This is a genomic window from Streptomyces sp. NPDC008238, from assembly GCF_042956445.1.
Taxonomy (GTDB): domain Bacteria; phylum Actinomycetota; class Actinomycetes; order Streptomycetales; family Streptomycetaceae; genus Actinacidiphila.
In genome coordinates this window covers 983794-1005449 of sequence record NZ_JBIBGK010000001.1, presented here as the reverse complement: position 1 = coordinate 1005449, position 21656 = coordinate 983794, and the positions used below count along the sequence as shown (strand labels likewise).

Here is a 21656-nt window from a genome sequence, read left to right as displayed (position 1 = left end):
GCACTCACCACGCGGGTAAAAGAGCACGTCTCACCTATCGAGAGGAACATATAGGACTTATTGACGCAGTCCCGCTTGCCCCACATCATGGAATGAGACATCACGATATGGGTCAGCGAGGTGATGGCAGATGCCCGAACCCTTCGCGCCGGACAGCCGAGCGCCGTCCGGTCCTCTCACCGGGTTGCGAGTCCTGGAGCTGGGCAATTTCATCGCCGCTCCCTCCGCCGGCCGCCTCATGGCGGACTTCGGCGCCGACGTCGTCAAGGTCGAACGGCCGCGCGTCGGGGACGAACTGCGCCGCTGGCGGCTGCACGGGGGCGACACCTCCCTGCTCTTCCGCGCGATGAACCGCAACAAGCGCTCCCTCACGCTGGACCTGCGGCGCCCGGAGGGCCGGGACCTGGCCCTGGCCTTGATCCGGCGCACCGACGTGGTGCTGGAGAACTTCCGGCCGGGCACCCTGGAGCGCTGGGGCCTCGGCCCGGAACGCATGCGCGAGGTCAACCCCTCGGTGGTCCTCGTGCGGATCTCCGGCTACGGGCAGACCGGGCCCTACCGCGACCGGCCGGGCTTCGGCGGCGTGGCCGAGGCCGTCGGCGGACTGCGCCACCTCACCGGCGACCCCGACCGTCCCCCCACCCGGGTGGGCATCAGCCTCGCCGACTCGGTGGCCGGCCTGTACGCCGTGATCGGCGCCCTCGCCGCGCTCCACCGCCGCGCCGCGACCGGGCGCGGGGAGGTCGTCGACGTGGCCCTGTATGAGGCGGTGTACTCCCTGATGGAGTCCCTGACCCCCGACCACGACGCCTTCGGCGTCGAACGCGAACGCGCCGGCGGCGCCCTGCCCGGCGCCGCGCCGTCCAACACCTACGCGTGCCGGGACGGGGTGTCCGTGGTGATCAGCGGCAACGGCGACGCCGTCTTCAAGCGCCTGGCGGCCGTCATCGGCCGTCCGGAACTGGCCGACGACCCGCGGCTGGCCGACAACGCGGGCCGGGTGCGGCACGCCGCCGAACTGGACGACGCGATAGCGGCGTGGACCAGCGGGCTGCCGTACGAGGAGGTCGTGAAGCTGCTGGAGGAGGGCGAGATCCCGGCCGGCCCGATCTACACCGCGGCCGAGATCGCCGATGACCCGCACTTCGCGGCACGCGGCATGCTCGAACGGCACCGCGTGGCCATCGCCCCGGGGTGGGACCAGGACGTGGCCTTCCCCGGCGTCGTCCCCAAGCTGGCCGAGGCGCCCGGCGGCACGCGCTGGCTCGGCCCGGACCTGGGCGAGCACACCGACGCCGTCCTCGCCGAACTGGGCATCGGGGCGGACCGCCGCGCCGGCCTGCGGGCCCGGGGGGTGGTGTGACGTGACCGCCCTGCCCGACCAGGTGGTGATCACCGACGTCATGCTCCGCGACGGGCTGCAGAACGAGGCCGCCGTGCTGCCCCTCGCGGACAAGCTGCGGCTGGCCTACGGGCTACTGGAAGCGGGGCTGACCTCGCTGGAGATCGGCTCCTTCGTCCACCCGGGGAAGGTCCCGCAACTGGCCGACACCGACCGGCTGGTGGCGCGGCTGCGACCCGGGGAGTCCGCGCTGCTGCACACGCTGGTCTTCAACGAGCGCGGCGCACGCCGGGCGATCGCGGCCGGGGCACGCGACGTACGGCTCACCGTCTCCGCGAGCGACGGCCACAGCCGCGCCAACGCCGGGGTGCCGCGAGACGAGGCACTGGAGCGCCTGCGGCCCGCCGTGGACGTGCTGAAGGCACACCGGGTACGGCTGGAGGCCACCGTCGCGACAGCCTTCGTCTGCCCCTTCGACGGCGAGACGGACCCGGGCACCGTGGTGGAACTCGCCCGGCAGCTCGACGCGTTCGGCATCCGCGTGCTGCACCTCGCCGACACCATCGGCGCCGCCGGCCCCTGCCACGTCCGGCGGACCGTCACCGCCGTCCGCGACGCGCTGCCGGAACTCCCCCTCGGCCTGCACCTGCACAACACCTACGGGATGGCGTCCGCCGACGTCTGGGAGGCGCTGCGACTGGGCGTGCGGCGCTTCGACGCGGCACTCGGCGGGATCGGGGGGTGCCCGTTCGCGCCCGGCGCCGCGGGGAACCTGGGGACGGACGACCTGGTCAACCTCTGCCACCACGCCGGCGTCGCGACCGGCGTCGACGTCCGCCGCCTCACCGCGGTGCGCGAGGAGTTGCGGGTGCTGCTCGGGCACCGGCTGGACTCCGCCCTGTCCGCGGTGCCGGCCGCGCCGGTGCCGCTGCGCACCGCCCTCGCGCCGGCTGACGTACGGTGAGTCCTCGTACGGGACGCCCCCGGCCGGGGATGGGAAGGACGCGGTGGTGCGCATGGGCGAGAAGGCGGGGACCGCGCCGCTGCTGGTGCTGCAGAAGATCCGCCAGATCCTGGAGTGCTTCACCATCGAGCGCCCGGAGCTGAACCTCCAGGAGATCACCCGGGCCACCGGGCTGCCCGCGAGCACCTGCCAGCGCCTGGTGCACAACCTGCTGCGGGAGGGCTTCCTCGACCGCGACGGGGACGTGTACCGCATCGGGCTGCACTTCGTGCAGTGGGCGGCGCCGGGCACCTTCGGCCTGGACATGGTCAGGCTCACCCGTCCCGCACTGCGGCGGCTGCGCGACCGGACCGGGGAGACCGCCTGCCTGTACGTGCGCGACGGCGCCCACCGCACGGTGGTGTCACTGGCGGAGGCCCACCACGTGGTGATGCGGATGTTCGCGGTGGGCATGGTGATGTCCCTGCACGCGGGCTCGGCCGGGAAGGTCTTCATGGCCTTCGACCCCATCGCCCGCCGCGACGCGGTGGGCCACGGCCTGACCCGGCACACCCCGCGGACCGTGGTGGACATCGACCTGCTGGACGACCAGTTGGAGGAGATCCGCCGCAACGGCTACTCCGCCTCCTTCGAGGAACGCGACATCGGCGCGGCCTCCGTCAGCGCCCCCGTGTTCGGCAGCACGGGCGAGCTGGCGGCCGCCATCGGCATCGGCGCGCCGACGCAGCGGCTCACCCCCGCCGAGGTGGGCCGGCTCGCCCCCCTCGTCGTCGAGGCCGCCGAGGACGCGTCCCGCTCCCTCGGCTACCGCCCGGGCATCCGCGCGGACGACACCGCGCACTGACCGCCCGCGGGGGGCAGCTCCGGCGGCGGGCACGGGCGTCACGTGCCCCCCGATGTCGTCGTGGCGGGACACGAAGCGTGCCCGCCCGTCCTCGACCCGGCATCGCCGCGCCGACGCAGCAGCTCACCCCCGCCCCGCACCCGCGCGGACGGCACCGCGCACTGACCGCCCGCCGGGGGGCAGCTCCGGCGGCGGGCACGGGCGTCACGTGCCCCCCGATGTCGTCGTGGCGGGACACGAAGCGTGCCCGCCCGTCCTCGACCCGGCATCGGCGCGCCGACGCAGCTGCTCGCCCCTGCCCCGGCATCCGCGCGGACAGCACCGCGCACTGACCGCCCGCCGGGGGACGGCTCCGAACAACAGGCACGGGCGTCACATGCCCGTGCCGATGTCGTCGTGGCGGGACACGAAGCGCGCCCGCCCGTCCTCGACGTGGAAGAGGAACCATCCGCCGTCCTGGCCGGTCTCCAGGAACTGGGACTGGCTCTCGTAGCTGTACCGGCGGGTGATGCCCTGCCAGGGGGCGCGCAGGAGTTCCGCACGCAGGGACTCGCGGCCCGCGCCGCCGAGCGCGGCGAGGCCGTGCGCGGCGAAGCGTACGGCGTCGTAGGCCTCGGCGGCCCAGGGCCCGGGGGCGGTGCGGTGGCGGGCGGTGTACGCGGTGGCGAACGCCCGGGTCCGGGGGTCGGCGGCGGCGTCGGTGCGGGCGGTGCTGATCCACCAGCCCTCGGCCTCGCGGAGGAAGCCCGCGGACAGCACGTTCTCGTCGGAGGCCCGGACACCGCGGTGACCGGCGGTGCGCAGGGCCTCCGCGCAGGCGGCGGCGCGGGCCGGGGTGACGCCGGCGAAGAGGACGGCGTCGTCGGGGCGGGAGGCGATGGCGTGCGCGGCGGCGTCGAAGTCCTCGTCGGCGGCGACCTCCAGCACGTCGACCTTCCCGTCCAGTTTGCCGTGGACGGTGACGATCTCGACAGTGGGCCGGCCCTCCTCCTCGTCGGCGAGGTCGTGGACGACGACCGTGCGCCGGGGCCGGACGACGCGGTTGAGGTAGCGGTCGACGGCTCCGGGCCCCGCGGTGCGGGTGGGGCGCAGCACGAGTGCCGTCGTCGCGTTGACGGCGTTGAGCCGCTCGGTGTCCGCGCGGGTCACCAGCAGGCAGACGCCGGCCTCGGTGCAGACCGGCACGGCGGCGGGCACGGCCCGGTTGTCGCCCGCCGCGATGACGGCGTGCACGTCGGGGTCGGCGGCCAGCCGGCGGGCGGCCGCCGCGGAGCCCTCCGCGGTGCCGCCGTCGTCGGCGGTGCGCAGCGCGAGGTCGAAGGCCCGGTCGGGACGGGCGTTGTGCTCGGCCACCGCGAGGCCCGCCCCGCGTTCCTGGGCCAGGACGGCCGCGGCCGAGCGGTCGCCGAGGAGGCCGATGACGCGGGTCGGCAGCGACCGCCCGGTGCCGCCCGTCCCGCGGGACCGTCCCCACCGCCACCACGCGGTGCCGCCGCCGACCGCGGCGACGCCGAGCGCGGCGGACGCGGCGAGCAGCCGCCGCCGGGAGACCGGGGGTCCGGTGGGCACAGCGGGCACGGCGGACGGCAGGGGCAGGCCGGCGGCCGACAGCTCGGTCGGTTCGGGCACCGGCAGGTCCAGGACGCGGCCGGCACGGTCGGCGACCACCGCCGGCAGCCCGCCGGGCAGCCACGACCCGGGGTCGAACACACCGAAGAGGCCGCGCAGTTCGGTCACCGTGGGGCGTCCGCCGGCGTCCTTGGCGAGGCAGGCCCGCAGGGGCGCCTCGAGTTCGTGGGGCAGGCCGGTCAGGTCGGGTTCCTCGTGCACGGTCCTGAACAGGACCGCGGCGGCTCCCCCGGTGCCGAACGGGGCCCTGCCGGTGGCGGTGTGGGCGAGCACGCAGCCCAGCGAGAAGACGTCGCTCGCGGTCCCGACGGCCGTGCCGCGGGCCTGCTCCGGGGACAGGTAGCCGGGCGAGCCGATGACGGTGCCGTCCGTGGTGAGCGCGGTCGCGCCGACGGCGCGGGCGATGCCGAAGTCGATCAGCCGCGGCCCGTCGGCGGCGAGCAGCACGTTGGCGGGCTTGACGTCGCGGTGGACGAGGCCGGCGCCGTGCACGTCCTCCAGGGCCGCGGCCAGCGCGGCGGCCAGGGTGCGGACCTGCGCCGGCGGCCACGGCCCGTGCAGGGCGAGGGCCTCGTTGAGGGGCAGCCCGGGGACGTAGGCGGTGGCCAGCCAGGGCGAGCGCGCGTCCGCGTCGGCCGTCAGCACAGGCACGGTCCAGCGGCTCGACAGACGGGTCGCCAGCTCCGTCTCGCGGCGGAACCGGGCCAGGAAGCCCGCGTCCTCGGCGAATTCGGCGCGGATCACCTTCAGCGCGACCCAGGCGCCGTGCGGGGAGCGCGCCAGGTAGACGACGCCCATCCCGCCGGCCCCGAGCCGCGCCACGAGCCGGTGCCCGCCGATCCACGACGGGTCGGCGGGCAGCAACCGGTCCATGGCCCTACTGGTCCCCCTGCTTCGGCACGATCGGCCCGAGCTGCCGGAAGCGTCCGTCGTGCACCTGGTGCACATACGTCTCGCCGCCCAGGGTCTCGTTCGTGATCGCGTACTGGTGGTAGGCGTTGAAAGTGTAGGTGCGCGCGACGCCGTGGTACGTCGCCTTGGCCAGCCGCTGGGCGAGCGCGGGCCGGGCGGGGCGCCCGCCTCCGGAGGGCAGCGTGCGGGCGAACTCCTGCAGCAGCATGCGCGTGCTGTCGTAGGCCTCGGTGGCGTACGGCTCGGGGGTGCCGCCGTACTCCTTCCGCCAGGCGGCGGTGAGGCGGCCGGCCTCCTCGGTCGTGAGCTGGGCCGGGTCGACGGCGGGCGTCACGGCGTACCAGCCCTCGCCCGCCGCGCCGGCCAGGCGCGGGAAGTCCGAGCCGTACAGCAGGTGGGACATCCAGCGCCGCCCCGTGAAGCCCGCCCGGGCCAGCTGCCGGGCCGCCGCGACGGTCGCCTCCAGGGGACCGAGGTACACGAAGGCGTCGAGGTCGCGGGAGAGCAGTTCGCGGACCGCGCCGACGGCGTCGCCGGTGCCCTCCGCGACGACACGGGGCACCACCTCGCCCCCGAGGGTGTCGCGCCACTGGGTCACCAGGACGCCGCCCTGGTCGTGCATGGCGGATCCACCGGAACGGTCGATGACGATGCCGGCACGGCCCAGCCGGCCCGTCACGAGCGCGCTGAAGGCGATGGCGGTGCCCTCGGCCTGGTGGGGTGCGCCGGTCTGGAAGGTGACGTCCGGGGACCACACGAAGTAGTCGTTCTGCCCGGTGGTGCTGGAGACGTGCGTCAGCTTCGCGGCGGCGTAGACGCGCGCGGCGGCCCGCAGGGTCACCTCGCCGGTGGGGCCGAGGACGGCGAACACCTCGCGGTCGGCGGCGAATTCGTGGGCGACCGCGGTGGCCCGGTCGACGGTGCCTCGGTCGTCGAGGACGCGTACCCGGACGGAGAACGCGCGCTTCGGGTCCGCGTTGTGCTGGGCCGCGGCCAGCCGCGCGGCCCGCTCGCAGGCGCCGGCCAGAGCCGCGTCCGGCCCGCCGCGGGTGACCTGCACGCCGAGCACGTACGTGGGCGTGCCGGGCGTGCCGGGCTCGTCCTCCGCGTCGTCGCGTCCCGCGGCCCACAGGGCCGCCCCCGAACCGGCGCCCGCCAGCAGCAGGGCCCCTCCGACGGCCAGCAGCCGGCGCCGGGACGTCGACGGCCGGTGCGGCGCCGGCGGGATGTCACCGGGCTCGTCCACCACAGTGGGTTCGACGGCCGGCAGCGCGAGGCTCTCCGCGGCGCGCGCGGCCACCGTACGGGCCACCGGGTCCGGCAGCCAGGCCGGGGGCGACGCGGCCGCGCCCTCGGGGACGGCGTCCTCGGTGTCGTCCCCGGACAGCCGCCGCAGCTCCTCCGGGGCGGGCCGGTCCTGCGGGTCCTTGGCGAGGCATGTGTCGAGGACCTCGCGCAGCTCACCGGTGACGCCGTCGAGGCCGGGCTCGTCGTGGACGGTCCGGTAGAGCAGGGCGTCGGGGGTGCCGGTGCCGAACGGCGGGCGGCCGGTGGCCGCGTACGCGAGGACGCAGCCGAGGGCGAAGACGTCGCCGGCGGGGCCGGCCTGTTCGCCGCGGGCCTGTTCGGGCGAGAGGAAGCCGGGCGTGCCGATCACCAGGCCCGAGGCGGTGAGCGCGGTGTCGTCCGCGGCGCGGGCGATGCCGAAGTCGATCAGCCGGGGGCCGTTCACGGCCAGCAGGACGTTGCCGGGCTTGACGTCGCGGTGCACCAGCCCGGCCCCGTGCACGGCGCCCAGTGCCTCGGCCAGCAGGGCCCCGAGGACCCGCACGGCCGCCGGCGGCAGAGGACCGTGCTCGGCCACCGCCTCGCCGAGGGAGGGGCCGGGGACGAACGCGGTCGCCAGCCACGGCTCGTGCGCGGTGGCGTCCGCACCGAGCACGGGCACCACCCAGGGGCTCTCCACGCGCGCCGCGAGCTGTGCCTCCCGCGCGAACCGGGCCCGGAACCCGTCGTCCGTGGCGCTCTCGGCCCGGATCACCTTCACGGCGGCCAGCGCGCCCGCCTCGGAACGCCCCAGGTACACCACGCCCATGCCGCCGGCGCCGAGCCGCCGCAGCAGCCGGAAGCCGCCGACGGACGCCGGGTCGGTGGGACGCATCGGCTCACTCATCGCCCGCACCCTCCGTCCCGTCGCCGGACACCCCGGCCTCCTTGGCCTCGACGGCACCGAGCCGGTCGATGTCGGCGGTGATGTTGGTGACCCCCTCCAGCGCGTCCTGCGTGACCTTCGTCTTCTCCGCCTCACTCGCGCCGGCGGCGTGCCGCACGGTCGCGGCCACCGTGACCGGGCCGAGCCGGTGCTTGAACCAGTCGAAGCGGCGCGGCTTCCCGTCGCCTTCCACCACGTACTCGCCGAACTCGGCGAGGTCGTCGTCGGACGTGGCGGTCCGCTGCTCGTCGTACGGGTCTCCCCGCGAGGTCATGCCCTGGACCCACTCGGTCGCGGTCAGCTGCTGCTTCGGACACCGCAGGGGTTCCTCCAGCGACACCGCCATGTCCCGGCGCGCGCCCACCACCGAGGTGTGCACGGTGACCGTCAGGGACACGTACACCGGGCCCTTGCCGTCGGTGTCCGGCCGGACGAAGGAGCGGGTGAGGCTGGCCAGGACGGAGCCGGCGAGCGGATCGCGGCGCCACACGCAGTCCTCGCCCAGCACGGTCCAGGTGGCCGGCCCGGTCTCGTACGGATCGCGCTTGCGGTACCCGGAGCCGAAGTAGTCCGGCCGCACGGTCAGCCCCCGGACGAAGGCGGCCGCCTGGGCCCGGGTCTTGGGCGCCGCGCTCTCGGCCAGGGTGAACGGGTCGTTCACCGCCGACGCCGACGCCGACGGGGCCGGATCCGCGCTGCCGCGCCCGCTCGGGCTCGCGCCCGACGGCGTCGCCGCGCCCTCGCCCGGCGACCCCTCGCTGGTGCACCCCACCAGCAGCAGCGCCCCCGCCGCCGCGAGCAGGACCGGTCTGCGTGCGCTCACTCCCACCCACCCCATTCGTCGCACCGTCTCGTCGAACACCGCCCGCCGCTTGCCGCGTGCACATGCCATGGTGCGCCAACGGGCTTGTCCAGACCATGAGTTGAGTCGAACCGTAACCGGTCGGCCACTGCTCGGTGACACTTGGGAAAGCCCGGTGACCGCTGCTCCGCCGACCGTCGCCGCGCCGCCGCGCCGCCCTACGGGAGCGTGGCGGCCGACTCCCGCAGCGGCCCGTCGGCCCAGCGGGCAGCCTCGGCCCGGCTCCGGATGCGCACGACCGTCAGTTCCGGCCGGTCGTGCAGCAGCCGCCGCACCCGCGCCGCCGACTCGCCGTGGGTGTTCCAGGCCCAGCGCACGATGTGCTCGCGGTCGGTGAACACCGTCCACAGCGGCGGCTCGATGTTGCCGTTCCACAGGGCCTGCCGGCGCAGACGGCGCAGCAGGGTGCGCCGTACGACCTGGCGCATGACGCGATGCCGGGGCAGGTCCAGCCAGAGCAGCAGGTCGGCGCGGGCGGCGAGGTGGGCGCGGACCGAGCCGTACTGCCACTCCGTCACCCAGCCGGGTTCCGCGCTGAAGCGGTGGACGTCGGCCTCGAAGGAGGGACGCCTGGTCCAGCCCGGGCCGTGGAAGAGCGCGTCGATCTCGACGTGCGGCACCCGCAGCGCGGCGGAGACACGCGCGGCGAGCGTCGTCTTGCCCGCCCCGGAGGTGCCTGCGACCAGCACCCGCCGCGGTCGGTGGGGCAGCGGGTCGGCGGATCCCAGAAGCGGCACGCGGCCACGGTAGCAACGCCGTCGGTGCCGACGGCGGCACAGGTCCTCGACCACACGCCGGCCGGGCGACGACCCGCGGGCGTTCGGGCCCTCGGTCGGGCCGCCGCAGCACGGCCGGAGCAGTACGGTGAACTGTGGCCGCGACTGCCGGCCTTGCGGTCGGGCGTCGCCGCGCAGTCGACGTGCGGCAGGACCTCGGTCCCGGCCGCCGGCGGCGGTGCCGCAGGTCCCGACGGAGTCGCGCGCCGGGTTCCGCATCGAGCAGCCGGGGCCGGCGCCGCGACGATGCCGCGGCTGAACGCGTGGCGACCAGGGTGCTTCGCGATCGGGAATCACGGGTGAACCGCCTTTCCAGGATGCCAGGTCAAGGCACATCGCCGACCCGTCCGACATGTGGTGGACACCCTCCCTTCCCGGCGGCGACACCCGTCCGGACGCATGCCTGCTGCACGATCTTCGGACGTGACTACCAGCCCTGCCCTTCGCACCCTCGACCGCCGCCGGTTCCTCGCCCTCGCGGGCGGCGCCTTCGGCGTCCTGGCAGCGGGCCAGTTGACCCAGGCGCTCTCCGCACGCGCCGCGGAACTGGACCCCGCGCCCTTCTCACTCGGCGTCGCCTCCGGTGACCCGGACCACCACAGCGTCGTGCTGTGGACCCGCCTGGTGCCCGACCCGCTCGACGCGGAGACCGGCGGCATGCCCGCGACGCCCGTCGAGGTGCGGTGGGAGGTGGCGAAGGACGAGTCGTTCCGGAAGGTCGTCGCGAGCGGCGCGGTGACGGCGCTGCCGGAGTCCGCGCACACCGTGCACGTCGTCGTGGACGACCTGGCGCCAGACCGCTGGTACTGGTACCGCTTCCAGTACGGCGAGGTCCGCAGCCGCACCGGCCGCACCCGGACCATGCCGCCGCCCGGCGCGAAGGCCGACCGGATGCGGTTCGCGTTCGTGTCGTGTCAATCGTGGACGGGCGGCGCCTACCCGGCCTACCGCGACCTGGCGGAACAGGACCTCGACTTCGTCCTGCACCTCGGCGACTACATCTACGAGACCACGGGCGGCAGCCTCACCGAGTTCCGCCGGCTGCACGCCCTGTACAAGACCTCGCCCGAACTGCGGGCGGCGCACGCCCGGTTCCCCTTCTTCGTCACCTGGGACGACCACGAGGTCCAGAACAACTACGCGGCCGACGTGCCCGGCGGCTCAGGCGACGGCCGGCCCTTCCTGGAGCGCCGAGCCAACGGCTACCAGGCGTACTACGAGCACCTGCCGCTACGCCCCGAGCAGCGTCCCACCGGCCCGGATGCCCTGATGTACCGTCAGGTGCGGTTCGGGAAGCTCGCCGAGTTCAGCGTGCTCGACACCCGCCAGTACCGCACCGACCAGGCGTACGGGGACGGACGCAAGGAGCCGGGACCCGAGGTCTGGAACCCGGAGCGTACGATGACCGGTCCGGAGCAGGAGAAGTGGCTGCTCGGCAATCTGGACCACTCCAAGGCGCGGTGGAACGTCATCGCCCAGCAGACCATCATGGCCGCCTTCGACTACGACCTCGGCCCGGGGAAGATCGTCAATCTCGACCAGTGGGACGGTTACGCCGGTGCCCGTGCCCGCATCCTCGACTTCCTCGCCGGTCACGACGTCGCCAACCCGGTGGTCCTGAGCGGCGACTGGCACACGCACTGGGTCAACGACCTCAAGACCGACTTCGACGACCCCCACTCCCCCGTCGTCGCAACCGAGTTCGTCGGCACGTCGATCTCCTCCGGCGCCGGCTGGGACGCCGACGTCCGTGCGGGTCTCGTCGCCAACCCGCACGTGAAGTTCTACAACGGCACCTACCGCGGCTACGTGATGTGCGACGTGACGCCCGACCGCTGGCGTGCCGACCTGCGCATCGTCCTCAAGGGCGACGACGCGGCCTCCCCCGCCTTCACCATCGCCGCCTTCGAGGTGCGCGACGGGCTCCCCGGGGCCCGGCGGATCGACGCCGGCGACGGCCTGGTGGGCCGCATCACCGACAAGGTGACCGGCAAGCCGCTCGCCAACGTCCAGGTGACGGTCACGGCGGCGGACGGCACCCGGTTCGCGTCCGTCACCACCGACACCACCGGCGAGTACCTGGCCTTCGCGCCGCCCGGACAGTACGGGGTCGCCGTCAACGGCGTCGGCTACGAACCGGCGGCCGCCATGGCCACCGTGCGCGCGGGGGTGCAGACCCGGGGCGACGTGGCCCTGACGCGCGCAGCCGTTCGGGCCGGCGCCGGTCGTCCGGTGCCCGGTCCGCAGTCGCAGGCGGCGGCCACGGACGTCACGCTGTCCAACGGCATGCTGTCACTGGCCGTTTCGGCGGGCTCCCAGGACCCCCAGCTGCCCGCGGTCACCCTGGGCAAGCCGCTGGACCTGGCGGCCGTCGGCCACCTGGACCAGCTGGACTGGATGAACCTGCCGTACGCCTCGACGGCGCGGCCGCGCGGGAGCAACGCCTGGCAGCAACTGACCGTGCGGTCCAGCGCCCTGGAGGTGCTCTCCGCGGGCGGCCCGGTCGCCTCCGCGCGGGCCACCGGCGCCACCACCCAGGTCCCCGATGTCGAGGTGGTCACGACCTTCACGATCGGCGAGGGCGAGCCCTGGGTCACCGCGGAGAGCGTCTTCACCAACCGCGGGACGCAAGGCCGCACCTTCTGGCTGGGCGACGTACTGGACCACGACGGCGCCGGCCAGCGCAGCGGGGTCGCCGGGCACGGCACCGTGACCGCGTCCGCCCCGGCCGACTTCGAGCCGGCGGCGCCGTGGGTGGGCATGACCGGATCCGACGGCCAGACGTACGGGCTGCTCTACGACGAGCCGGGCTTCACCGCGTACGCCTGCGGGATCTGGGTGATGACCCAGCGTCAGGTGACGATCGACCCGGGCGCGGCGTTCACGCTGCGCCGCCGGATCGCGGCCGTCGACAACGGCGGCGCGGCCGACCCGTTCGCGGTGCTCGCCGGGCTCTGACCCGGGCTCCGGGCCGACGCGGCGGCGGTCCCCCGTCACAGGGGGCGCCGCCGCGGCGCACGGCCGGTCAGCGGTTGGTGGACTCCAGCGCCCGCGCGGTGTAGCGCGCGCCGCTCACCTCCCGGGCCGGCACGGCGGCGCCGAGGGCGGCGAGCTCGTCCTGCGACAGCACGAGTCCTGCGGCCGCGGCGTTCTCCTCGAGGTACTTCCGGCGCTTCGTGCCGGGGATGGCGACGGCCCCCTGCGCGTCGACCCAGGCGAGCGCGACCTGCGCCGGCGTCGCGCCGCGCGCCCCGGCGATCTCCCGTACCCGCTCCACCAGGACGAGGTTGGCGGCGATGTTCTCCGCCGAGAAGCGGGGCAGTTCACGCCGCGCGTCGTCCGGCGCCAGGTCGTCGACGCTGCGGATCGCCCCGCTGAGGAAGCCGCGGCCCATGGGCGAGGAGGCGACCAGGCCGATGCCCAGTTCGTCCATCGTCGCCTTGCGGCCGTTGTCCAGCAGGTCCTGGGTGAACAGTGACATCTCCGACTGGACCGCGGTGAGGGGGTGCACGGCGTGGGCCCGGCGGATGGTCTCCGCGGAGACCTCGGACAGCCCGATGTAGCGGACCTTGCCGGCGGCGACCAGCTCCCCCATCGCGCCGACCGTGTCCTCGACGGGCGTGCCGGGATCGATCCGGTGCATGTAGTAGAGGTCGATCACGTCCGTGCCCAGGTGGCGCAGCGAACGCTCGACGGCACGGCGGACGTGCTCCGGCCGCCCGTCCAGGGGGCCGGGCGTGCCGTCGTCGGCGAAGTCGAGACCGAACTTCGTCGCCAGGACGATCTCGTCCCGGCGGTGCCCGAGGGCGCGGGCGATCAGCTTCTCGTTCTCGAAGGGGCCGTAGGACTCGGCCGTGTCGATGAACGTGACGCCCAAGTCCACCGCGCGGTTGAGCGTGCTCACGGATTCCCGCTCGTCGCCCACCCCGTAGTCCACGCTCATCCCCATCGCGCCGAGGCCCTGCACCGGCACGCGCAGTCCCTGACTGCCGAGGTCCACCGTTCGCATCGAGAATCCCTCTCCCAGTTGTCCAGGTCCGTCACATTACGCCCACCGCCACGGCGGCCCGCGGGCGGGTCCGCCCGGTCCGCTGCGGCGTTCCGCCGGGCGGATCACCGGGTTCGGTGATGACGTACGGCGGCACGTGGGCCCGTACCACCAGGACCGGACAGCCGCGGTTTCCGTGACGTCGGCCGCGGAAGGACCCCGGGCAGCCGGGCCCGCTCGGCACGCGGGCCCGGCACCGGGAGGCTCCGGCTACGCGTTGCGGATGGCGTCCACCAGGCCCGCGACGAGCGCCGCCCGTTCGGCCATGGCGTCGACGAGGACGTACTCGTGGTCGGCGTGCGCCCCGCCCCCGACGGCCCCGAGGCCGTCGAGGGTCGGCACGCCCAGCGCGGCGGTGAAGTTGCCGTCGCTGCCGCCGCCCACCGCCCTGCCCTCGATGCCGGGGAGCAACCGCCGCGCCAGGGCGAAGAGTCCGGCGGACGCCGACTCCGGCATCGGGGGCCGCCGTACGCCGCCGCTCACCGAGACCGCCGCGCCCGCGACGTGCGGGGCCAGGGCCGCGAAGCCGGCCTCGACGCGGTCCCTCTCCTCGGCCGTCGCGACCCGTACGTCGGCGACGACGGTCGCCCGGGCGGGCACCACGTTGTCGGCCGTGCCCGCCGACGCCACCGTCGGGGTGACGGTCGTACCGGCCTCCGGCCGGCCGAGCGCCGCGGCGGCGAGCACCTGGTGGGCCGCCTCGACCAGGGCGTTGACCCCTGCCTCGGGCTCCAGCCCGGCGTGCGAGGCGCGGCCCGTGACGGTGACCTCGAATGAGCCGCAGCCCTTTCGGCCGGTCTTGAGGGCCCCGCCGTCGGCGGCTCCCTCGAAAACGAGCACGGCGCCGCACGCGAGGGCCCGCTCCTCGATGAGCGCCCGTGAGTACGGGGAGCCGACCTCCTCGTCGGAGGTCACCAGGATCTCCACGCCCGACCGGTCGTCCAGCAGCGCCAGGCCGTGGACGGCCTGCACCAGCCCGCCCAGCATGTCGAAGACGCCGGGGCCGGTGGCGCGGCCGCCGGCGACGGTGAACGGGCGCCGTGCGAGGGTGCCGAGCGGGAACACCGTGTCGTGGTGCCCCAGGAGCAGGACTCGGGGCTCCCCGCCGCCGGACCAGCGCACGTGCGGCCCGCCGGGACTCTCCACACACACCGCCTCGCCGCCGAGGCGCCGCTCGACGACCCCGGCGACGGCCTTGGCCGACGCCGTCAGGGCGTCGACGTCGCGCGACGGCGACTCGACCTCGACGAGTGTCCTGAGGTCCTCGATCATCGCGTCGGTACTCACCGGGCCGGTCCTGCGTGTCGTCATGCCGTCAGGGTAGTGAGCGGACCGGCCGGTGCGCCCGCGTCAGCGGCCGGCCCCGCCGGACCCTGCGGCCCCGCCCGCCTCGCGTGCGACGCGTTCGAGCCGGCTGCGGTGCTCCTGCCACCAGGCCCGGTCGCCCGGCGGGACGGCGTCGTTGCCCTGGAGGAAGCCGACGCTGCCGTCGAGGAGCTCGCGGAGGATGTCGGCGTGGCCGGCGTGCCGCTGGGTGTCCGCGATCACCCGCACCACGACGTGGTTCAGGGTCACCGCCCGCCGCTCCCGCGGCCACCAGGGGACGTGGCCGACCGCGTCGAGCGGCAGGGCGTCGATCGTCGCGTCCGCGTGCTCCCAGGCGCGGCGGTAGAGCCCGGAGACCTCCTCGCGCGACTCCTCCGCCGTGGCCCACATGTCCGCGTTGGCCTCGGCGTCCTCCCGGTCCCAGGAGGGCCGTTCGTCCCCGAAGAACGGCCGCCCGAAGGTGTCGCCGAGGTACCCCAGCTCGATACCGGCGGCGTGCTTGACCAGTCCCAGGAGGTTGGTCCCCGTCGGGGTCAGGGGGCGGCGCACGTCGTACTCCGAGAGCCCCTCCATCTTCCACAGCAGGGTGTCGCGCGCGTCCTGCAGGTACCGCAGGAGATCCGCCTTGGGATTCGGTCCGTTCATGCCGGGCAGTGTCCCACCCGCCACCGACAACGGGCCCGTGGTCGCGGCGGGCCTCAGAGCTCGGGCAGCCGTACGGTCAGCCCGTACAGGCGGGTGGTCTGCAGGGCGCTCTGGTTGTCGTCGGTGACCATGAGGACCTTCAGACGGCCGTCCGGGGTGGTCCCGGTGATCGTCATGCCCTCGATGTTGCCGAGCAGGGGGTTGGCCTGCGGCTGCTTGTTCGTGGCTCCCAGCGACGGGCAGTGGGCCATGTCGACCAGCAGGGTCTTGCCCATCAGGCGGACGTCCTCCTGGCCGGACAGGTTCTCGACGGCGGTGACGTCGTCCGCCCCGCGCGGGTCGGCGAGGTAGAGCCGGACGATGTTGCCGACGCTCTTGTCGTAGCCCCGCTCCAAAACGAGGAGCCTGCCGTCGCCGGCCGCGCAGATGTCCGACAGCGCCAGGCCCCCGTCGCGCTCGTAGCCCCACTGCACGCCCGTGCGGAACCGGTCGCCGGCCGTTGCGCGTTCCCACGTCTGGAAACGCACGTAGGCCCTCCCGTCACCCCTCAGCGCGCCCTCCATCGAGGCCACCAGGGTGAGGCTGCCGGGCTGCATCGCGAGACCCTCGAAGGTCTCGTTGACCACGGCCCGGCCCGCGGGCCCGACGAGGAGGCCGTCCGGCACCGGCAGCCGTTCGAGGAACTTCCCCTCCGGGGTGAAGCGGCGAACGGCCGGTTCCTCGGACGCGATCAGCAGCGTGCCGTCCGCGTCGAAGACCAGGGCCTCGAAGTCCGTCTCCTTCCCGTCCTCGTCGTACAACGCCACGACGTCGACGGGCTGGTGGGTGACGGCGTCCAGGTGGAAGAGCAAGGAGCGGTCCGCGAGGGCGGCCACGCGTCCCTCGGGGCCGACCGCCAGGGCCGACATGTTGCCGACGAACCTGCCCTCGAAGCGGGTCTTGTCCAGGGCGTCGGAGAACCAGTCGACAACGGCCCACGCCGAGCAGGCGTTCACCTCGGAAGCCTCAGCGGACACGATCACGGCACATCCCTTCCACAAGTCGAACGCGTCACGCCGAACGGACGGCAGCACCGGGCGGAGCGGTCCGGCTCCGCGCACGAGCCCGAGCCGAAAACCTTCCCAGCGGGCGAGTCGGCACGTCATCCGGCCCCATGACGTCCCGGCACGCGCGCGCCACGCGGGACCTGAGGCTCGAGCGGTTCCCCACCCAACCCCCTTGCTCACGGGACGACATGGACGCGACCGTAGTGATCACGGCGTCGGAACCCTACTGGAGGCCCCGGCCGCCACGTCGCCCGGAGTGCCCTTGGGGCACCGGGCCACGCCGCCGGGCCCCGGAACGGGGGCCGGGGGGCGCTCCGCGACGACGGCCGCGGGGGAACGCGTGGCGTCCCGGAGCGGACGCGGCATCGTATGTCGCGTCCGCGGGAGACGATCAAGGATCGCCTACGATCCAGCCATGAGCGCTCTGGCGGGACATCGGGCGATGTGGGCGGATCTGCGGCGGCGGGACCCCGTGCTGCTGGCCCCCGCCGTCCTGACCGCCGTCATCGGGGTCCTGGCGGTCCTCACCCCTCAGGACGTCCCCTTCACCCGCCTGCTCCCGGCGGCGCCCGCGCTCGCCGCCTCGCTCTGGTCCGTACGGGCGACCCTCACCCTGGGGCTGGTCTGCCTGCTGCCGGTCATCGGCTACGCCCTGGCCTTCTCCGACATGTCCGCCCTCTACACCGCGGGCGCGATCGGCGCCGTCAGCCTGGCCGCGGCCTACGCCAGCCATCTGCGCCTGCAGCGCGAGCACACCCTCGCCCAGGTCCGCGCCGTGGCCGACGCGACGCAGGAGGTCCTCCTCCGCCCGGTGCCCGAGCGGATCAGGAACCTGGAGATCGCCACCTTCTACCGCGCGGCGGCGCCCCACGCCCGCATCGGCGGCGACTTCTACGCCGCGGCCGACACCCCCCGCGGCCTGCGCCTCATCCTCGGTGACGTCCGCGGCAAGGGCCTTCCTGCCGTCGGCGTCTCGGCCGCGCTCCTCGGCTCGTTCCACGAAGCGGCCTACGACGCGCCCGACCTGACGCACCTCGCACGCCGCCTGGAGAACTCCATCGCCCGGTACACCGCGGCGGTGCCCGCCGAGGACGACTGCGAACGCTTCGCCACCGCCGTCATCGTGGAGATCCCGCCCGCCGCCGACCACGTCTCCGTGCTCAGTTGCGGCCATCCGCCGGCACTGCTGAAGCACGACGGCCGCACCCGGACGATCGAACCGGCCGCCCCCTCACCACCGGTCAGCCTGGCGGATCTCCTGGGCGCCGAGTACCACGTGGACCGTGTCCCCTTCGCCGTCGGCGACCTGCTGCTCCTCTACACCGACGGGGTCAGCGAGACCCGCGACCCGGGCGGCGACTTCTTCCCGCTCACCGACTGGACGACCCGGCAGCCCGCCGGCACCTCGCCTGCCGGGCTCCTGCGGCTGCTCCACCAGGCCCTCCTCCGGCACGGCAACGGCAGCCTCAACGACGACATCGCCTGCGTCGCCATCCGCAGGACCGCCGCGGGACACCGGGCCCCGACGGGATGACGCGCCCGCGCGGATCTCAGCCCGGGCGGACCACGCGGTACGCGCAGCGCCGCGGCTCGCCGCGTCGCCCAAGGCGGCGCCGGTGAAGACCGAGGCCACCGCCGCACAACTTCCGGGAGGACATCCTCAACGACATGCACCCGTCCGGGCCCGCCGCGTCCGACGCAGGGCCTACGTCCTCTCCGCCGTGCTCCGCGACGGCACGTTCTACGGCACCGGCCGGTCACAGCAGTCGGCGGAGCCTAGGAGGTGCCGCCTCCGCCCTTAAGGTGGGCAGCCACGTCATGGTTGGCAATCCGTCCGGCCAGTGCCCGCGGGCTCACACCATGGGCATTGACGTTGTCGGGGTCTGCGCCGGCTTCCACCAGCAGCCGGATCACCGCCCCTTCGCCCTGCGAACAGAACACCGCCCGCGACAGCGGCGTATTGCCGTGACCGTCCACGGCATCGACCGGCGCACCGGCGGCCAGGAGAACCTCGATGGCCGACGGCGCCTGGGCCTGGGCCGCAAAATGCAGCGGCGTCCAGCCCGCGGCGTCGGCTGCCCCCGGGCCGGCACCCCGAGCCAACAGCCCCCTCAGGCCTTCCGCGTCCCCGTCGGCAGCCGCATAGTGCACCGCCGTCCGCCCCAAGCGATCCCCACCCGTCATGCCGCCATCCTGGCCCACGACCTTGACCAAGGAGCCAGGGGCACCCCCGGACCGACCCGACGTACACCGGTCCCCGCGGGGTCGCTGCCGCCGCTGTGGATCGCTCGCTCGCCGACGTGGTGGGGGCCGAACTGCCGCCGGACGTGCCGGCGCTGACGGAGTTCCCGGGAGGCTGGACGAACCCAGAGCATGCGCCAGCCCGCCGGCGGGCGGCTCGCCGTGACCGGGGAGCGCCGGGCGGCGGCGCGAGGCGCCGTATCGTTGTCGATCTCTTCGACGGGAGCACGGGAGCCGCCATGAGCACGCCGCAGGACCTGATGATCGTCAGCATGGACGTGGCCTCGAGCCCTCCCGTCGAGGCGGGCGACCTGTCACTCGCGCTCGCCGGGGCCGAGGTGATCGGCCTCCTCCGCGCCGGGGCCGTCACCCTGGACGGGCACCGCCTGGTGCCGCGGAGCGCGCCGCCCACCGGTGACCACCTCCTGGACCAGGCGGCGTCCGCGCTCGTCGACCGGGAACCGTACGAGTCGGTGGAGGACTGGCTGTGGCGCAGGGGCCGCAACCTCTCCTCGGTCTACCGCGCCGGGCTGCGGGCGGCCGGCCTCACCGCCGTGAGCACCCCCCGCTGGCGGCCCTGGGCCGCCGGGGAGCCGGTGCTGCTGGACTCCCCCGCCCGCGGGGAGGCGCTGGGCCGCCGGTCGTCCGGGGAGCCGGTCCTGACCGCCCTGGCCGGCGCCGCGGGGATCTCCGGGAACAGCCGGGCCGGCGAGGGCACCGCAGAGTCCGCCGGCGTCACCGACGACGCCGTGGCGACCGTGCTGGCCGCGGTGCACGACGCCGTCGAGGAGCTGCAATCCGTGCGGCAGCGCAAGGACATCGAGAACGCGGCCTTCGACAACATCTGGCGGGCCTGACGGAGCCGGCGCCGGGAACGCAGCGGGGCCACCAAACCGGGCACACTGCGGTCGTCGCGGCGCGACACGTCGACGAGCGCCCCCGCCTTCACCGGGCAGCCCGCGGCGCCGAGGTAGGCGTGACGCCGACGGCGACCGTCCCGTCCGACCGCCCCAGCCGGTGCGGCGCCACGGGCGCGCTCCCTCGACCAGGTCACCGTGCCCCGCGATGACCGCTGCGGCCGCGCCCGCGTCAGCCCGGGGTGCGGGAGGGGGCGGCGTTCCGGTCGTTCAGGGAGTGCGCGATGTCGCCGAGCAGCGGCGGGACGTCGTCGCGGCCGGTGACCGCCTCGATGAGGGCCGGCCGGCCCGGGGTCCTCGCGGCGCGCGCGAGTGCCGCGTCGAGCCCGTCCCCGGTGCGTACGGTGGCGACGAACGCGTCGCGCACGCCGAGCGCGGCCGGGACGGCGGTCCAGTCCCAGGCGGCGATGTCGTTGTAGGCGGCGCGGGCGCCGTGGATGACCCGCTCGACGGTGTAGCCCCGGTTGTTGACCAGGACGACCACGGGCGCGAGGCCGTGCCGCCCGAAGGTGCCCAGTTCCTGCACCGTCATCTGGGCCGAGCCGTCCCCGATGAGCAGGATGCCGCGGCGTGACCGGTCGGCCAGCATGGCACCGAGCAGCGCGGGGAGGGTGTAGCCGATCGAGCCCCACAGGGGCTGCCCGATGAAGCGCGTCCCGGCCGGCAGCCGCCGCGTGGCCATGCCGTAGTACGCGGTGCCCTGGTCCGCCGCGACGACGTCCCCGGGCCGCACCGCGGCGGCCACGGCGTTCCACAGGTGGTCCTGCGTCAGCGGGGCGTCCCCCGGTGTCGCCCCGGCGGTGGAGGCGGTCGAGCGGGGCGGGCGGGGCGCGGGCGGCGCCTCCCGGTCCGCGACGAGCCCGGCGAGCACGGCCAGCCCCGCGCGCAGGGGCACGTCGTGGAAGACCTCGCCGTCGACGGTGGCGCTCGCGGGGCCGAGCGCGATGCCGGCCGAGGTGTCGAAGCCGTGGGTGAATCCGCCGCTGGTGGTGTCGGCGAGGACGACTCCGGCCCTGATCAGCAGGTCGGCGTCGTCCACGAGGTGGCGGACCACTGGGTCGCTGAAGGCTCCGGCGTACACCCCGAGGTGGAAGGGGTGCCCCTCGTCGGCGAGGTCCTTGCCGGAGACGAGGGTGGCGTGCGGCAGGGGCCCGGCGGCCACCAGGCGGGCGAGCTCGGCGCGCGCCCCGAAGCGGTCGACGAGGAAGTCCGCGAGCACGGTGACCGTTCGTGCCCGATCCAGCCGTGCCCGGGCGGCCCGGCGGAACGCCGCCCTGCCGCCGCCGTCGGCCGCGGGCCCGGGTCGCGACGTGCGCTCCGGCGCGGCCGGGACGGCGACCGGGGCGGCCACGACGTCCGACGGCAGCCGCAGGTAGGCGGGGCGGCTGCTGCGGACGGCGGTACCGAGGACGCGGTCGATCGTGGCCGCCGCGGTGCCGGGACGCAGGGTGGCGTGCGCGCAGACGACCTCCGCCTGGGCGCGGGCGAACCGCTCGAAGTCGGCGTCGCCGAAGGTGTGGTGCAGATGGGCGCCGGTGCGTTCCGCGGCCAGCGCGGGACCGCCCGCGATGTGCAGCAGCGGGACGTACTCGGCGTAGCTGCCGGCCACCGCGTTGATCGCGCTGAGCTCGCCCACCCCGTACGTCGTCAGCAGCGCCCCGAATCCGGCGATCCGCGCGTAGCCGTCGGCCGCGTAGGCGGCTCCCAGTTCGTTGGCGGTGCCGACCCAGGTGATGCGGGGATGGGCGAGGACGCGGTCCAGGAAGGCGAGGTTGTAGTCGCCGGGGACTCCGAAGACGTGGGAGACGCCGAGACCGGCGAGCCGGTCCAGCAGGTGGTCGGCCACGGTGGCCGGGGGGTCGTGTGCCATGCGAGTCGCCTCCAAGGTGCCG

General features: G+C 74.9%; 16 protein-coding genes. 6 read left to right on the top strand and 10 right to left on the bottom strand.

Features of this window, described 5'->3' with window-relative positions; all coding sequences use genetic code 11:
- Positions 1-130 precede the first annotated feature (130 nt).
- From ACFZAU_RS04500 to ACFZAU_RS04490, 3 genes are read left to right on the top strand one after another with little or no spacing between them, the layout of a single operon-like run.
- Positions 131-1363 carry a CaiB/BaiF CoA transferase family protein gene (locus tag ACFZAU_RS04500; RefSeq protein WP_500551041.1) on the top strand — a complete coding sequence of 411 codons (1233 nt, stop codon included), beginning with the start codon at positions 131-133 and terminating at the stop codon, positions 1361-1363.
- 1 nt (position 1364) lies between these two features.
- Positions 1365-2306 (top strand): hydroxymethylglutaryl-CoA lyase, encoded by a 942-nt coding sequence (locus ACFZAU_RS04495; protein WP_500551040.1) that lies wholly within the window; start codon positions 1365-1367, stop codon positions 2304-2306.
- Between the two features lie 52 nt (positions 2307-2358).
- Positions 2359-3150 (top strand): IclR family transcriptional regulator, encoded by a 792-nt coding sequence (locus ACFZAU_RS04490; protein ID WP_500551039.1) that lies wholly within the window; start codon positions 2359-2361, stop codon positions 3148-3150.
- 372 nt (positions 3151-3522) lie between these two features.
- Here the strand turns inward: ACFZAU_RS04490 and ACFZAU_RS04485 are convergent, their stop codons facing one another.
- The 4 genes from ACFZAU_RS04485 to ACFZAU_RS04470 form a co-directional block, all read right to left on the bottom strand.
- Positions 3523-5652 carry a protein kinase domain-containing protein gene (locus ACFZAU_RS04485; RefSeq protein ID WP_500551038.1) on the bottom strand — a complete coding sequence of 710 codons (2130 nt, stop codon included), beginning with the start codon at positions 5650-5652 and terminating at the stop codon, positions 3523-3525.
- A 4-nt stretch (positions 5653-5656) separates the two neighbouring features.
- A complete protein-coding gene (locus tag ACFZAU_RS04480; protein ID WP_500551037.1) occupies positions 5657-7864 on the bottom strand; it encodes a bifunctional serine/threonine-protein kinase/ABC transporter substrate-binding protein in 2208 nt (735 codons plus the stop codon).
- Positions 7857-8726 carry a hypothetical protein gene (locus tag ACFZAU_RS04475; protein ID WP_500551036.1) on the bottom strand — a complete coding sequence of 290 codons (870 nt, stop codon included), beginning with the start codon at positions 8724-8726 and terminating at the stop codon, positions 7857-7859. Before ACFZAU_RS04475 ends, ACFZAU_RS04480 begins: the two co-directional genes overlap by 8 nt.
- A gap of 197 nt (positions 8727-8923) precedes the next feature.
- Positions 8924-9502, bottom strand: a complete 579-nt coding sequence (locus ACFZAU_RS04470; protein ID WP_500551035.1) for a P-loop NTPase family protein — start codon at positions 9500-9502, stop codon at positions 8924-8926.
- Between the two features lie 462 nt (positions 9503-9964).
- Between ACFZAU_RS04470 and ACFZAU_RS04465 the strand changes: the two genes are divergently transcribed.
- Entirely contained in the window at positions 9965-12499 is a 2535-nt protein-coding gene (locus ACFZAU_RS04465) for an alkaline phosphatase D family protein (protein ID WP_500551034.1), read from the top strand.
- Positions 12500-12566: 67 nt separating this feature from the next.
- On the opposite strand, the gene ACFZAU_RS04460 is transcribed toward ACFZAU_RS04465, so the two are convergent.
- The 4 genes from ACFZAU_RS04460 to ACFZAU_RS04445 all read right to left on the bottom strand — a co-directional run bounded on the left by ACFZAU_RS04460 (position 12567) and on the right by ACFZAU_RS04445 (position 16576).
- Positions 12567-13550 (bottom strand): aldo/keto reductase, encoded by a 984-nt coding sequence (locus tag ACFZAU_RS04460; protein WP_500551033.1) that lies wholly within the window; start codon positions 13548-13550, stop codon positions 12567-12569.
- Between the two features lie 249 nt (positions 13551-13799).
- Positions 13800-14900, bottom strand: a complete 1101-nt coding sequence (locus ACFZAU_RS04455) for a M20 family metallopeptidase (RefSeq protein WP_500551032.1) — start codon at positions 14898-14900, stop codon at positions 13800-13802.
- Positions 14901-14939: 39 nt separating this feature from the next.
- Complete coding sequence (locus ACFZAU_RS04450) at positions 14940-15560, bottom strand: DinB family protein (protein ID WP_500551031.1); 621 nt, start codon at positions 15558-15560, stop codon at positions 14940-14942.
- A 53-nt stretch (positions 15561-15613) separates the two neighbouring features.
- Positions 15614-16576, bottom strand: coding sequence for an esterase-like activity of phytase family protein (locus ACFZAU_RS04445; RefSeq protein WP_500551030.1), 963 nt, complete (start codon positions 16574-16576; stop codon positions 15614-15616).
- Between the two features lie 445 nt (positions 16577-17021).
- Between ACFZAU_RS04445 and ACFZAU_RS04440 the strand changes: the two genes are divergently transcribed.
- Entirely contained in the window at positions 17022-18140 is a 1119-nt protein-coding gene (locus ACFZAU_RS04440; protein WP_500551029.1) for a PP2C family protein-serine/threonine phosphatase, read from the top strand.
- 242 nt (positions 18141-18382) lie between these two features.
- Here ACFZAU_RS04440 and ACFZAU_RS04435 read toward each other — a convergent pair whose 3' ends face one another.
- Positions 18383-18820 carry an ankyrin repeat domain-containing protein gene (locus ACFZAU_RS04435; protein WP_500551028.1) on the bottom strand — a complete coding sequence of 146 codons (438 nt, stop codon included), beginning with the start codon at positions 18818-18820 and terminating at the stop codon, positions 18383-18385.
- 266 nt (positions 18821-19086) lie between these two features.
- Between ACFZAU_RS04435 and ACFZAU_RS04430 the strand changes: the two genes are divergently transcribed.
- A complete protein-coding gene (locus ACFZAU_RS04430) occupies positions 19087-19704 on the top strand; it encodes a GOLPH3/VPS74 family protein (RefSeq protein ID WP_500551027.1) in 618 nt (205 codons plus the stop codon).
- A gap of 232 nt (positions 19705-19936) precedes the next feature.
- On the opposite strand, the gene ACFZAU_RS04425 is transcribed toward ACFZAU_RS04430, so the two are convergent.
- Entirely contained in the window at positions 19937-21634 is a 1698-nt protein-coding gene (locus ACFZAU_RS04425) for an alpha-keto acid decarboxylase family protein (protein ID WP_500551026.1), read from the bottom strand.
- Positions 21635-21656 lie beyond the last annotated feature (22 nt).

Coding starts and splice junctions, on each gene's coding strand:
- ACFZAU_RS04485 (WP_500551038.1), bottom strand. CDS start 5,652: ATGGACCGGTTGCTGCCCGCCGACCCGTCGTGGATCGGCGGGCACCGG.
- ACFZAU_RS04430 (WP_500551027.1), top strand. CDS start 19,087: ATGAGCACGCCGCAGGACCTGATGATCGTCAGCATGGACGTGGCCTCG.
- ACFZAU_RS04500 (WP_500551041.1), top strand. CDS start 131: ATGCCCGAACCCTTCGCGCCGGACAGCCGAGCGCCGTCCGGTCCTCTC.
- ACFZAU_RS04440 (WP_500551029.1), top strand. CDS start 17,022: ATGAGCGCTCTGGCGGGACATCGGGCGATGTGGGCGGATCTGCGGCGG.
- ACFZAU_RS04460 (WP_500551033.1), bottom strand. CDS start 13,550: ATGCGAACGGTGGACCTCGGCAGTCAGGGACTGCGCGTGCCGGTGCAG.
- ACFZAU_RS04480 (WP_500551037.1), bottom strand. CDS start 7,864: ATGAGTGAGCCGATGCGTCCCACCGACCCGGCGTCCGTCGGCGGCTTC.
- ACFZAU_RS04425 (WP_500551026.1), bottom strand. CDS start 21,634: ATGGCACACGACCCCCCGGCCACCGTGGCCGACCACCTGCTGGACCGG.
- ACFZAU_RS04455 (WP_500551032.1), bottom strand. CDS start 14,900: ATGACGACACGCAGGACCGGCCCGGTGAGTACCGACGCGATGATCGAG.
- ACFZAU_RS04450 (WP_500551031.1), bottom strand. CDS start 15,560: ATGAACGGACCGAATCCCAAGGCGGATCTCCTGCGGTACCTGCAGGAC.
- ACFZAU_RS04490 (WP_500551039.1), top strand. CDS start 2,359: ATGGGCGAGAAGGCGGGGACCGCGCCGCTGCTGGTGCTGCAGAAGATC.